This is a genomic window from Vibrio sp. 10N.286.49.C3 (assembly GCF_041469545.1).
GTDB classification, from domain to species: Bacteria; Pseudomonadota; Gammaproteobacteria; order Enterobacterales; family Vibrionaceae; genus Vibrio; species Vibrio tasmaniensis_A.
This window is the reverse complement of the sequence record NZ_JBFRKT010000047.1, coordinates 86,594-100,617: the sequence shown is the minus strand read 5'-3', so window position 1 is coordinate 100,617 and position 14,024 is coordinate 86,594. Positions and strand designations below refer to the sequence as shown.

Sequence of the window (14,024 nt, the reverse complement as noted above, 5' to 3'; positions counted from 1 at the left end):
GTCCACTCCGCCACTTATTCAGAGGTTCAGCTCTTTAAAACTGAAATAGGGGTGTAGCTCCAATTGGCAGAGCAGCGGATTCCAAATCCGCGTGTTGGGAGTTCGAATCTCTCCACCCCTGCCATATTTAAGGCTCTAGCAGAAATGCTAGAGCCTTTTTGCTTTCTGAAGCTAATTATGCGCCATTAGCAAAGCAGCGGATTCTCCGGTTTGCCAAAATAGCGCGTGTTGGGAGTCTAAACTTTCACTCCTGCCACATACAAAGCCTCAGCAGAAATGCTAGGGCTTTTTACGTCTGTTGCTTCTTCGAAGCAATGTTGGGAGAACTAGGCGTCCTCCTAACTTACCAATCTGGTTGAATCTCCGGAGTGCCGACTCAGTCCTCCTCTGGCATATTTAAGGATCTAGACTGCACGCCCCGGTAGAAAGACTAGACCCTTCTTGCTACTGCATCAGATGTTCTATAGAGAAGTTTCGGTTCTAGAACATTGGTGTGCGAAGCTTTAACTCTAATTACAATTCCTCTTCGATCGTGGTTCTCTTTCTACACTTTATTATGCTTTCAATACTTCACTTGAAAAGAAGGCCATGTATCTTTACTTAATTTATTTCCGTAAATGCTTTGTGTTTATCTTCGCTCGAATGCACTCAAACTGGTGGTTGCTTGTTGGCCTGTTTGGAAGCGTTAGGTACGACCAAGAGTCGTGATTGCAGATAGCAATCATGACTAAAGTAGTGGTCAGAGATAAGGGAGCAACTTGTAGGCTAGAGAGGCGTGCTTGTTGATGGACACAGGTACAAAAAAGGCCGCTTCTACTAAGCGACCTTCGTTTATATTTTTAGGTATTAATCCAATTCTTTCTCAGCTTGTTTCGCTTTTTCTATCATTGGAGTGATTGTTGATCCTTGAACCAGAATAGAGAACACAACAACAGCATAGGTCATAACGAGGATTATCTCTTTAACATCTATTGCTTTGTCTTCAATCACCCAGATACCTGAAGGGATTGAAAGTGCCATAGCTAGAGCTAAGCCTCCGCGTAGACCACCCCAAGTTAGAATCTTAGTCGACCATGGGTTGTAAGTTCTAAAGCGTTTAAATCCAATATAAGACAAGAAAACACTTAGATAGCGTGCACTCAATACTAGAGGGACTGCGAACGCCATCAAAATCCAATCTTCTTGGTGGAACTTGAATAGCAGCATAGACATACCAATCAATAAGAATAGTACGCCATTTAAGAACTCATCTATTAATTCCCAGAAATGGTCTAGGTGCTCCTCACTTTCCTTAGAAAATCCGATGAAGCGTGTCCAGTTGCCTATCATGATACCAGATACCACCATTGCTAATGGTCCAGATACATGCAGAACCTCTGCAAAAGCATAACCAGCTGTAGGAATACCGATGGTTAATAGCAACTCCATCGAGTGGTCATCTGTGTTGCTGATTAGATAGTGGAATATCAAACCTAGAACAAATCCGTAGACGATACCGCCAATAGCCTCTTGGACGAATAACATGGTCACGCTACCTACAGTCGGAGCTTCTGTGCCGAACGCAATGGTAAATAGGGTTACGAAGATAACTAGGCCAAAACCATCGTTGAATAGAGATTCTCCCTCGATTTGAGTAGAGATTCGTCTGGGAGCATCGAGCTTCTTCACTATTGCTAATACAGCTATTGGATCGGTTGGAGATATTAGAGAACCAAACAGTAAGCAATAAATTAGGTCAAATTGAATACCGATAAATTGACAGAACCCATAAAGTACAAAGCCAATAAAGAATGTCGAAAATAGCGTAGCACCAAGAGCGAGTACCGTTATTTCCCATTTCTGATCTTTTAGATTAGGTAACTTAATTCCCAAACCACCTGCAAAAAGTAAGAATCCCAGTATTCCTTTTAGGAGGAAGTCTTCAAAGTTGATACTGGCAACGGTTTCTGAGGCGATGTCAGCCAATTGGAACCAATTGTTTTGTCCCGCAATGATAATCAATAGAGATAGCATCATTGAGCCAGCTGTGATGGCGATGGTTGTCTGCATTTTACCAATTTTGGTATTAACGAAAGCAATAAGCATGGCTGCAGCGGACAAGAAGCATAAGGTGTAATAGACCGACATTGGGATTCCAATATGTAACAAAATATGAATTTTAATTCTCGTTCTCTCATGCTCAAATAGCAAACATTTTTTTGTCATGACTTGGTCATTTACTTCATGTTTTAGACGTCTAGACTCCTTTTAAATGTGTGGTAGGATGGAGAGATAATTAAAGGAATGAGGTTGTATCGTGGGAAGTAATGTAAGGCAAAAGATTGACGCTTTGTTGAAGCAACGAATTTTACTGATTGATGGTGGCATGGGTACCATGATTCAGGATTATAAATTGGAAGAGCAAGACTATCGCGGTGAGCGATTTGCTGATTGGCATAGTGACTTAAAAGGTAACAATGACCTTTTGGTACTTACGCAGTCTAAGCTTATCAAAGATATCCATATGGAGTATTTGGAAGCTGGTGCTGATATCCTCGAGACCAATACCTTTAACGCTACAACCATCGCTATGGCCGACTATGATATGGAAAGTCTTAGCGAAGAAATTAACTATGCTGCTGCTAAGTTGGCTCGTGAAGCGGCAGATGAATGGACAGTGAAGACTCCTGATAAACCCCGTTTCGTGGCGGGTGTGTTAGGTCCAACTAACCGAACTTGTTCTCTCTCCCCAGATGTTAATGATCCGGGCTATCGTAATGTGAGTTTTGATGAACTTGTAGTGGCGTATTCTGAGTCGACTCGTGCTCTTATCAAAGGCGGCTCAGACCTTATTCTTATCGAGACTATCTTCGATACACTCAACGCGAAGGCATGCTCTTTTGCTGTTGAATCAGTCTTTGAAGAAATGGGTATCATTTTACCTGTTATGATCTCCGGTACTATCACCGATGCATCTGGTCGGACGCTTTCCGGACAAACAACAGAAGCATTCTATAATGCCCTTCGTCATGTAAAACCTATCTCATTTGGATTGAACTGTGCATTAGGCCCAGATGAATTGCGCGAATATGTCGGTGAGATGTCTCGTATCTCTGAATGTCATGTTTCTGCACACCCTAACGCGGGTTTACCTAATGCATTTGGTGAGTATGACCTTTCTCCCGAAGATATGGCTGAACACGTCAAGGAATGGGCTGAAAGTGGTTTCTTGAACTTAATTGGTGGTTGTTGTGGTACGACGCCAGAACATATACGCCAAATGGCAGAAGCTGTTGAAGGTGTAACTCCGCGCCAATTACCAGATTTACCCGTCTCTTGTCGTCTCTCTGGTTTAGAGCCATTGACGATATCCAAGGAATCTCTATTTGTTAACGTGGGTGAGCGAACTAACGTCACGGGCTCTGCTCGCTTTAAGCGCCTTATCAAAGAAGAGCTATATGATGAAGCTTTGAGTGTGGCTCGAGAGCAAGTTGAGAATGGCGCTCAAATTATCGATATCAACATGGATGAAGGGATGCTAGACGCTGAGGCGTGTATGGTTAAATTCCTTAATCTATGTGCGTCTGAGCCAGAGATCTCGAAAGTACCAGTCATGGTCGACTCTTCAAAATGGGAAGTTATCGAAGCAGGTCTGAAATGTATTCAGGGTAAAGGTATCGTTAACTCGATCTCATTGAAGGAAGGGAAAGAGAAGTTTGTCGAGCAAGCTAAATTAGTTCGTCGTTATGGTGCTGCAGTCATTGTGATGGCATTCGATGAAGTCGGCCAAGCTGATACTCGAGAGCGCAAAGTCGAGATCTGTACTAATGCCTACAATATTCTTGTTGATGAAGTTGGTTTCCCGCCAGAAGATATTATTTTTGACCCGAACATTTTCGCAGTGGCTACTGGTATTGATGAGCATAACAACTATGCGGTCGATTTCATTGAAGCAGTAGGGGACATCAAACGAGACTTACCTCATGCAATGATCTCTGGTGGTGTATCGAATGTTTCATTCTCATTCCGAGGTAATAACTACGTTCGTGAGGCTATCCACGCAGTATTCCTATATCACTGTTTTAAAAACGGTATGGATATGGGTATCGTAAATGCTGGGCAATTAGAGATTTACGATAATGTGCCTGAGGATTTACGTGAAGCCGTAGAAGATGTGGTTCTAAACCGCCGAGATGATTCCACTGAGCGCTTGCTAGATATCGCAACTGAATATCTAGAGCGTGCAGTTGGAAAAGTTGAAGATAAATCTGCTTTAGAGTGGCGTACCTGGCCAGTAGAAAAACGCTTAGAGCATTCCTTAGTTAAAGGTATTACCGACTTTATTGTTGAAGATACCGAAGAAGCACGTGTTAATGCCTCTCGCCCTATCGAGGTGATAGAAGGCCCATTAATGGATGGTATGAATGTAGTTGGTGACCTCTTTGGTGAAGGTAAGATGTTCCTTCCTCAAGTGGTGAAATCTGCACGTGTTATGAAGCAAGCGGTAGCCCATCTAGAGCCATTTATCAATGCAACCAAAGACGTAGGTGCAACTAACGGAAAAATCTTACTTGCGACCGTAAAAGGCGATGTTCACGATATTGGAAAAAATATTGTGGGCGTTGTCTTGCAGTGTAATAACTACGAAATTATCGATTTAGGCGTGATGGTTTCATGTGAAAAAATCCTTAAGGTCGCTAAGGAAGAAAACGTCGATATCATTGGCCTTTCGGGTTTGATCACTCCTTCCCTGGATGAGATGGTGCATGTTGCGAAAGAAATGGAAAGACAAGGCTTTAAACTGCCTCTTCTCATCGGTGGAGCAACCACATCTAAAGCGCATACAGCCGTTAAGATTGAACAGAACTACTCTGAGCCTGTGGTCTACGTAAACAATGCTTCACGTGCGGTGGGTGTGTGTACTTCGTTGCTATCTAACGAATTGAAACCTGCATTTGTTGAGAAGTTGAATATTGATTACGATCGCGTTCGCGATCAGCATAATCGTAAGAAGCCTCGTACTAAACCGGTCACTCTTGAAAGAGCACGTGCTAATAAAGTAGCTATCGATTGGGATGCTTACACGCCACCGGCACCCGCTAAACCGGGAGTTCACATCTTTAATGATTTTGATGTGGCAACTTTGCGTCAGTACATCGACTGGACTCCATTCTTTATGACATGGTCATTGGTCGGTAAATACCCTGCAATTCTTAGTCATGAAGAAGTGGGCGAGGAAGCGAAACGCTTATTCAAAGATGCCAACGATTTATTGGATCGAGTACAGAAAGAGAAATTACTTGAAGCTCGTGGGATGTGTGCGATGTTCCCTGCTAACAGCGTTGGCGATGATATCGAAGTGTATACCGATGAATCTCGTACTGAAGTGTTAAAGGTTTTACACAACCTTCGTCAACAAACCGAGAAGCCAAAAGGTTTTAACTACTGTTTGTCTGATTACATTGCGCCGAAAGATAGCGGTAAAGCGGACTGGATTGGTAGCTTTGCAGTGACTGGTGGTATCGGCGAGCGTGAGCTTGCTGATGAATACAAAGCCAACGGTGATGACTACAACGCGATTATGATTCAGGCGGTTGCTGACCGATTGGCTGAAGCGTTCGCTGAATACCTGCATAAAGAAGTGAGAAAGGACATTTGGGGCTACTCGCCGGACGAGGATCTGTCTAATGACGATTTGATTCGTGAGAAGTACCAAGGTATTCGTCCAGCTCCAGGTTACCCTGCTTGCCCAGAACATACAGAAAAAGGAACGTTGTGGGAGTTGATGGACGTTGAAAAAGCGATCGACATGTCACTAACCACGAGCTACGCGATGTGGCCTGGTGCTTCAGTGTCTGGTATGTATTTTTCACATCCTGATGCCCGATACTTTGCGATTGCACAGATTCAACAGGATCAAGTGGATAGCTATGCCGACCGTAAAGGTTGGGATATGTTGGAAGCTGAGAAGTGGCTAGGCCCAAACATTAACTAGTTTGAATCTATAACGAGCTTTGATTCGTAACGTAAAAAAGAGAAAGGGTTGCTTAATAGCAACCCTTTTTGTATCTGTAATTTAGTTATTTATCTGTCGATGATAAACGGACTATCTACTCAAATAACTCTTGATGAAGTTTTTGAATCGCCAACTTAGACACAGATTCATTTAGTAAGAAGCATAGGTTGTGTGGGCTTGCTCCGTAACAAATCATACGTAGGTTGAAATCTTCTAGAGTGCCGAATACCTGCTTTGCATAGCCTTTGCTTTCGCTCATGTTGTTACCAATAAGAGCAACAAGGCATAGGTCGTGCTCAATATCTACGGAACACAACTCTTCAAGCTCAAGGCGAGCGGCTTCAGGTAACTCAGGAGCACCACCAGAGGTATCGGTTTGATCGAGAGTAAGTGAGACACTGATCTCTGAGGTCGTAATTAGATCGACTGAGATCTTATGTTTAGCCAGGATCTCGAATACCTTTGCCAAAAAACCATAGGCATGGAACATGTTAGCGCTGCGTAGCGTAACCATGGTTTGGTTGCAGCGTAGGGCAAGCGCTCTGAACAGAGGAGAGCTTTCAACTTGTTGACGAATCCATGTTCCACCAAGCTCTGGTGCTTTTGATGAGCCGACAAAAACAGGGATTTGATGGCGTAGTGCAGGAACCAGAGTTGAAGGGTGTAATATTTTCGCGCCAAAGTTTGCCATCTCAGATGCCTCACTGAAGCTGATCTCTGGGATAGGAGATGCTTTCGATGCGATGCGTGGATCTGTGGTGTAGATGCCTGGAACATCAGTCCAAATTTCTAAGCCAATCGCTTGTACCGACTCCGCAATCAGTGCAGCTGAATAATCACTGCCGCCACGACCTAACGTTGTGGTGTTACCTTCGCTGTCGGCACCGATAAAACCTTGGGTAACGACAACTTGTTCTTCGCAAAGTGGAATCAGTTTCTGCTGTGCAAGGGCTGCAATATCTTCCAGTTGTGGTTCTGCTTTACCGAAATCATCATTGGTGCGCATCACTTCTCTGATATCAAAACGAGTCGCTGGTGTACCACGTTCGCGAATGATTTGAGCGAGGATATGTGTCGACATCAGTTCGCCACATGCCACTAGGTGATCGGTGAGTTTGGTACTGGCTTGGAATGATGCAGCTTCTGCAGCGCTCGCAATATCATCCAGAATACAGTGCACATCTTTTTCAATGCTAATTGGGTCAGCTAGCTGAGCAAGAATCGTATTATGAATGTCGGTTAACTGTGTCACTAGTTCTTGGCGACGAGTTTTATCTTGAACACCATTCGCGAGTTCAACAAGCAGGTTAGTCACGCCAGAGCATGCGCTACTCACGACCAGTTTCGTATTTGAGTTGTTTTCAATAATGGCAGCACAACGGCTCATTGCTTCAAAGTTGGCAACACTTGTTCCACCAAACTTAGCGACATTAAAAGAACCAGCTACATTAGATGCACTCACGATATATCTCCCACGATTTCCTAAAATAAAATTACTGTTGGGTAATCCAACGTCCGATGTTTTTCGAAGAGAGTTTTAGAGCAAAAAAGAGAGGAATTATTAGAATAGTAACCTCAGAAGCTCTTCACCATATAGAAATGGCGACAGTTAACGGGATTCAGCCCGCTCAACCGATAATAAAGGTCCTGCATCCTTTTATTATCTCGGCACTGCTCCCCATGAATGTTTTGTATTGGAAATGCGGTTCCACAAAACACCTGCCTGGGCAGTGCTCCTCTTCTGCTAGATAGCCATTTCATTGAACGTGTTTGCGCAAATAATGTCAATCCGTAACGTGAGATAATTGAAAAATAATTTTAACAATTATGTGACACTGGTTTGACCTCAATACTTATGGCTAATTGCTGAGGTAATCAATTTGCTTTAGGGTGGACTGTTCACAACATTAACGTAAGGGATATACATGTCTAATTTAACACTCACTGCTGCTATCGATAGTTTTTATCCGCCACACCGAACGTTAATGGGGCCGGGGCCTTCAGACATTTCTCCTCAAGTTTTACAGGCCTTAAGCCGTCCAACCATTGGTCACCTCGACCCGCTATTTATTGCGATGATGGATGAGCTTAAACAACTTCTTAAGTATGCATTCCAAACAGAGAATGAATTTACGATTGCTGTTTCTGCTCCAGGCAGTGCGGGCATGGAAACCTGTTTTGTTAATTTGATTGAGCCTGGTGAAAAGGTCATTGTTTGTCGTAACGGTGTTTTTGGTGAGCGTATGCGCGAGAATGTTGTTCGCTGCGGTGGTGAAGCGATCCTTGTTGATGACGAGTGGGGTAAGCCCGTTTCAGTTGAAAAGGTAGAAAAGGCATTGGCTGAAAACCCCGATGCTGTTGCTGTCGCATTTGTGCATGCCGAGACGTCTACTGGCGCGTTATCGGATGCTCAAGCTATTTCCGCAGTCGCTCGCCAGTTTGATGCATTGTCGATTGTGGATGCGGTGACATCATTAGGTGGTGTGCCATTGTTGGTTGATGAATGGCAACTCGATGCGGTTTATTCAGGCAGTCAGAAGTGTCTGTCTTGTGTACCTGGTTTATCTCCCGTGACGTTCTCTCAACGTGCTGTCGATAAAATGAAAGCACGTCAAGCTCCCGTACAAAGCTGGTTCTTGGATCAGAGCTTGGTATTAGGTTATTGGAGTGGAGAAGGTAAGCGTAGCTATCACCACACTGCGCCTGTGAACAGCCTATATGCTCTGCATGAGTCGTTGGTTTTATTGAAAAATGAAGGCCTGGATAATGCGTGGTCACGTCACCATGCGATGCACCAAGAGCTTAAAGAAGGCGTAGAAGCACTAGGATTAAAGTTTGTGGTTGATGAAGAGAGTCGCCTACCTCAATTGAATGCGCTTTACTTCCCTGAAGGGATTGATGAAGCCAAAATAAGAACGCAGCTGTTAGAAGAATATAATCTTGAAATCGGTGCAGGCCTTGGCTCTTTAGCTGGCAAGGCTTGGCGTATTGGTTTAATGGGTTATGGCGCTCGAAAAGAGAATGTAGCCTTATGCTTAAAAGCGTTGCAAGACGTTCTAAAATAGTAGCTATAAGCTGAAGTTCAAAAGAAAAGCGCACGAGAGATCGTGCGCTTTTTTGTGCCTAACCGAAAGGTCAGAAATGGTGCTTTAGTTCCGAGATCTAAACATCACTCAGCAGACGACAGGTTATCTTCTTCTTGTGATACTCTTTTATACTGAATCTTGGAAAAGTCTCGATTTGGGAACAAGAAGCTCGCTTCACTGCGAATTTGTTCTGCCTTGCTGTGATCACCTAATCCTTGATACGCGAGAATCAGGTTGCTGTAGAAAGCAGGCCTTGGCTTACTCTTTATGATCTCTAACGACCAATCTATATAAGGCTGGATCAGGCTAGGATCGGCTTTGTAGAGGCCGATATTTAGATAGGTACTGTACACGTCCCAATCATAGCGATCTTTCCATACTACGGGGTTCGTTACCTGCTTAAGAATGTCCGGGTTTTTCGGCTTAGACATTTCAAATTTAGTGAGTACATAATTGGTGTGTAAGGCACTCAGCATGTAAAAACTCACCAAGATAGGAACGACTAAGCTTGACACTCTGAATAGGGTTTTACTGACGATACTAAACGGCTGCTGATAGTGGCGAGAAGTCCGTTGATCGACCCAGTAAATCAAAATGATAAAGGTTATCCAGTGAATCGCCGAGTGGTAAAAAGGATACTCAAGCTGAGAATGTAAGAGTATTGGTATGAACAGCGCAAGTAGTGCTAGACGTGTTCCCTTCGCTGAGTTTGCTATACGTGACATGACTAAGAACGCAGCAATCAATATCCCGATGATTGGTACTATTCCGCCTTCAACCCCCCAAAACAGGAATTCATTGTGCGGGTGATCCATTGAAGGAAGGCCGGGATGATAATTTGGGTTGAGTTGATGCTGGCGAGCTGTGTATAGCGTGTACTCGGATTCGAACTTCCCGTAGCCATACCCTGTAAATGGCTTTTCGATCATCATATCGAGAGCTTGCGGAAAGGTATAAGCTCGTGGGCTTTCTAAGTTAGCCCTTTTGCTTGCGAGGCTATCAGTTGTACTGAGGCTGATCACCGAAAAAGCGACGACGATACCGACTACCACTGATACACACCATCCGTAGAAGCGCTTCTTGGTCGAGAACTTGTAAAGGTAAGGCAGAATGCAGACAAACCCGATTACGGCAGCCAACCATCCTGTACGTGATGCAATGATGATCAGCAAAGGTACGGTTAAGGTTGGTGTCAGGTATAGTAAGAATGACTCGCTAATTTTGCGATTATATTTAGCAGGCTGTCTCGCTAAAAGATAAGCTGAAAGCACAAAACCGGTAGCTAAAAAGCTGGCCATAACATTCGGTTGTTGAAATATCCCATAAGGTCTATTGGCCGCAGTGTTATAACCAAATAGGTTGCCAGGTTCCAGTAAGAAATATTGCACATAGCCAAAAAGTGCTTGTAGGACGACAGCAAGAACAATGAACCACAACATGCGTTGTTTGTGTTTGTTACTGAATTTAAATTGCTGAAGCACCACGAATAAAGCGAAGCCCGCCCACAATCCCAGTAGTCGGCCTGATGCGGCTTGAGGAGAGGCGTTGCTGTAAATAATGGGCAACGTCAGTATCACGCAGCTTATTAGCAAGCCAACGGTTAACTTTGAATATTTGAGTGCTCGGTTAGTGGCAAGCTGGTAGAAGCCAATCGCCAACGTAAAGCTAAGAGCTAACCAAGTGGTTGGATTAAAGGATAAAGCGAGGCCTGAGCCTCCAGGATTGGGCATGAAAAAGTGCATGGCTAATAAGAATATAACAGCTAAAGAGGCAAGGAATGCCTTGTTAAGCGGAAGCTGAGTTCTCTGATTTTCTAGCTGGGTACCGCTAGTATGTATTGTTGCCATAAATCCCTAACCTTATAAAAACAGAGCTTGTTCCTTCTGAAACAAGCTCTGTTACTTTAACATTTTTCTGTCTGATCGCAGGGCGCTATTTTACACCTACTTCAAATTTAACATAGGCTTAAGGAAGCGAGCAGTGTGCGAACCTTCGACTAACGCCACATCTTCAGGTGTACCTTCTGCAACAATTTCACCGCCTCCTTGACCACCTTCAGGGCCAAGATCTAGGATCCAGTCCGCTGTTTTGACGACGTCTAGGTTATGCTCAATCACGACAACCGTATTACCGTGATCACGTAATCTATGTAATACCGTTAACAGTTGCTGGATATCGTGGAAATGTAGGCCTGTTGTTGGCTCATCGAGAATGTATAAGGTTTTCCCCGTGTCTCTTTTAGACAATTCACGCGCTAATTTAACGCGTTGCGCTTCACCACCAGATAAGGTTGTCGCTGCTTGTCCGAGGCGAATGTAGGAAAGGCCAACATCCATTAAGGTTTGCAGCTTACGAGCGATAACGGGCACTGGGCTGAAGTATTCACGAGCATCTTCGACAGTCATATCTAGAACTTCGTCAATGGTTTTACCCTTGTATCGGACCTCTAGGGTCTCACGGTTATAACGCTTACCTTTACACACATCACACGGTACATACACATCTGGCAAGAAATGCATCTCTACTTTGATGACACCGTCTCCCTGACACGCTTCACAGCGACCACCACGAACGTTAAAACTGAATCGACCTGGCTTGTAGCCACGAGATCGTGATTCTTGTGTACCTGCAAATAACTCTCGAATTGGTGTAAAAATACCAGTGTAGGTTGCAGGATTCGATCTTGGTGTTCGACCGATAGGGCTTTGATCAATATCGATTACTTTGTCGAAATGCTCTAAGCCTTTTATCTTTTTGTGTTGCGCCGGAACTGCAGTTGTTGCACCGTTTAATTGAGTGTGGGCGACTTTAAAGAAGGTATCATTGATTAGCGTAGATTTACCTGACCCTGATACACCCGTAATGCAGCTGAACAAGCCAACAGGAATCGTCGCAGTGACATTCTTTAGGTTGTTCCCTGTCGCGCCAACGATCTCGACGACCTTTTTCTTGTTGATAGGCGTTCTTTGTTTTGGTATCGCAATTTCTTTGGCGCCGCTCAGGTATTGCCCAGTTAAAGAGTTCGGATTTTCGATGATGTCTCGCATGGTACCTTCTGCCACCACGTGGCCACCATGAACACCTGCGCCTGGGCCGATATCGATAACATGGTCAGCGCAACGAATCGCATCTTCGTCATGCTCAACAACAAGCACAGTATTTCCTAAATCTCTTAGGTGAACCAGAGTTTGTAGTAGACGTTCATTATCACGCTGGTGGAGGCCAATTGATGGCTCATCTAGCACATACATGACGCCAACTAAACCGGCACCAATTTGACTTGCGAGACGAATCCTTTGCGCTTCACCACCAGACAGTGTTTCTGCACTGCGTGATAGGTTCAGATAATTCAAGCCTACGTTAACCAAGAAGTGCAGTCGGTCATTGATCTCTTTCATCACTTTATCTGCGATTTGTCCACGTTGACCGTCTAGCTTTAATTCTTGGAAAAATTGCAGTGCATCGGCAATGCTGAGCTCAACGATTTCAGGCAGTGTGGTGTCACCAATAAAGACATTTCGAGCTTCTAATCTTAAACGCGTACCATCACAGCTAGAGCATGACTTCGTTGATATGTACTTGGCAAGATCTTCACGCACCGCGCTAGATTCAGTGTCGCGGTAACGGCGTTCCAGCGTATTTAAAATACCTTCAAAGGGGTGACGCTTGACTCGGATATCACCACGATCATTGATGTATTTGAATTCAACTTCAGTTCTACCAGAGCCCTTGAGGATGATCTCTTGAGTTTTCTTTGGTAAAGAGTTGAACGGAGCATAAAGGTCAAAACCATAATGGTCTGATAGCGATGTCAGCATTTGGAAATAGTAATAATTTTTCTGATCCCAGCCTTTTATCGCACCTTCTGCAATGCTTAGGTTCTCATCTAAAATTACTCGAGTTGGGTCAAAATATTGTTGAACACCAAGTCCATCACACGTACCACATGCACCAGCAGGATTGTTGAATGAGAATAGGCGAGGCTCAAGTTCTTGCATGCTGTAGCCACACTTTGGACAAGCAAAATTAGCCGAGAACACGATCTCTTCTTGTTCTTTATCATCCATCCAACCGACAACTGCGATACCACCAGATAGCTCTAATGTAGTCTCGAATGACTCGGCTAAACGTTGTTGAAGATCAGGGCGAACCTTAAAGCGATCAACGACAACTTCAATGGTGTGCTTCTTGTGCAGTTCCAATGTTGGTGGGTCGGACAAATCACAGGTCTCGCCATCAATACGGGCACGAATAAAGCCTTGAGCCGCTAGGTTCTCAAGCGTTTTAACGTGCTCACCTTTACGTTCTTTGACTATTGGAGCCAACAGCATCATCTTTGAACCAGCCGGTAGCTCTAAGACTTTATCGACCATTTGGCTGATGGTTTGTGCTGCAAGAGGGGTATTGTGATCAGGACAGCGCGGCTCACCAACTCGCGCGTACAGTAATCTAAGATAGTCATAGACTTCAGTGATAGTACCCACAGTTGAACGAGGATTGTGAGAAGTTGATTTCTGTTCGATGGAGATGGCTGGAGATAAACCTTCGATGTGGTCGACATCAGGCTTTTCCATGAGAGATAGAAATTGACGAGCATAGGCCGATAAAGACTCAACATAACGACGTTGACCTTCTGCGTAGAGGGTATCAAACGCAAGTGACGATTTTCCTGAACCTGATAATCCAGTGATAACCGTCAGCTTATCACGAGGTATGGTTAGGTTAATGTCTTTGAGGTTATGCGTACGAGCGCCTCTAATTTCTATTTTATCCATCTCAACAGACCATGTAATTTTAAGTGGCTAAAGTATTACATAGAGTGAGATTTGTGCAAAGTTTTACTGGATAAAAAAACAGTAATAAAAAAGGGCGACTCTTTTGAGTCACCCTTGGAATCATTTAATGTGCTGTTAAACAACTCAATAGCTAAACAGCGAGTAAGC

The 14,024-nt window shown here is 44.1% G+C and carries 6 protein-coding genes, 1 tRNA gene and 1 riboswitch; of the genes, 3 read left to right on the top strand and 4 right to left on the bottom strand.

Annotated elements, in window-relative coordinates; all coding sequences use genetic code 11:
* Positions 1-47: 47 nt before the first annotated feature.
* A tRNA-Trp gene (locus AB4180_RS17885) sits at positions 48-124 on the top strand.
* Positions 125-846: 722 nt separating this feature from the next.
* Here the strand turns inward: AB4180_RS17885 and AB4180_RS17880 are convergent.
* Positions 847-2,127 carry a sodium:proton antiporter gene (locus AB4180_RS17880; RefSeq protein WP_102250481.1) on the bottom strand — a complete coding sequence of 427 codons (1,281 nt, stop codon included), beginning with the start codon at positions 2,125-2,127 and terminating at the stop codon, positions 847-849.
* Between the two features lie 169 nt (positions 2,128-2,296).
* Here AB4180_RS17880 and metH point away from each other — a divergent pair, with 169 nt between their 5' ends.
* Entirely contained in the window at positions 2,297-5,974 is a 3,678-nt protein-coding gene (gene metH / locus AB4180_RS17875; RefSeq protein ID WP_102250482.1) for a methionine synthase, read from the top strand.
* Between the two features lie 115 nt (positions 5,975-6,089).
* On the opposite strand, the gene lysC is transcribed toward metH, so the two are convergent.
* Positions 6,090-7,457 carry a lysine-sensitive aspartokinase 3 gene (gene lysC, locus AB4180_RS17870; RefSeq protein ID WP_102250483.1) on the bottom strand — a complete coding sequence of 456 codons (1,368 nt, stop codon included), beginning with the start codon at positions 7,455-7,457 and terminating at the stop codon, positions 6,090-6,092.
* A 109-nt stretch (positions 7,458-7,566) separates the two neighbouring features.
* A riboswitch (Lysine riboswitch) is annotated at positions 7,567-7,744 on the bottom strand.
* Positions 7,745-7,920: 176 nt separating this feature from the next.
* Here lysC and AB4180_RS17865 point away from each other — a divergent pair.
* On the top strand, positions 7,921-9,060 hold the full coding sequence (locus tag AB4180_RS17865) for an alanine--glyoxylate aminotransferase family protein (protein WP_017098877.1): 1,140 nt from the start codon (positions 7,921-7,923) through the stop codon (positions 9,058-9,060).
* A gap of 104 nt (positions 9,061-9,164) precedes the next feature.
* Here AB4180_RS17865 and AB4180_RS17860 read toward each other — a convergent pair whose 3' ends face one another.
* A complete protein-coding gene (locus AB4180_RS17860; protein WP_102250484.1) occupies positions 9,165-10,928 on the bottom strand; it encodes a PglL family O-oligosaccharyltransferase in 1,764 nt (587 codons plus the stop codon).
* A gap of 96 nt (positions 10,929-11,024) precedes the next feature.
* Positions 11,025-13,856 carry an excinuclease ABC subunit UvrA gene (gene uvrA, locus AB4180_RS17855; protein ID WP_017098879.1) on the bottom strand — a complete coding sequence of 944 codons (2,832 nt, stop codon included), beginning with the start codon at positions 13,854-13,856 and terminating at the stop codon, positions 11,025-11,027.
* Positions 13,857-14,024 lie beyond the last annotated feature (168 nt).

Coding starts and splice junctions, on each gene's coding strand:
- AB4180_RS17860 (WP_102250484.1), bottom strand. CDS start 10,928: ATGGCAACAATACATACTAGCGGTACCCAGCTAGAAAATCAGAGAACT.
- AB4180_RS17880 (WP_102250481.1), bottom strand. CDS start 2,127: ATGTCGGTCTATTACACCTTATGCTTCTTGTCCGCTGCAGCCATGCTT.
- AB4180_RS17865 (WP_017098877.1), top strand. CDS start 7,921: ATGTCTAATTTAACACTCACTGCTGCTATCGATAGTTTTTATCCGCCA.
- uvrA (WP_017098879.1), bottom strand. CDS start 13,856: ATGGATAAAATAGAAATTAGAGGCGCTCGTACGCATAACCTCAAAGAC.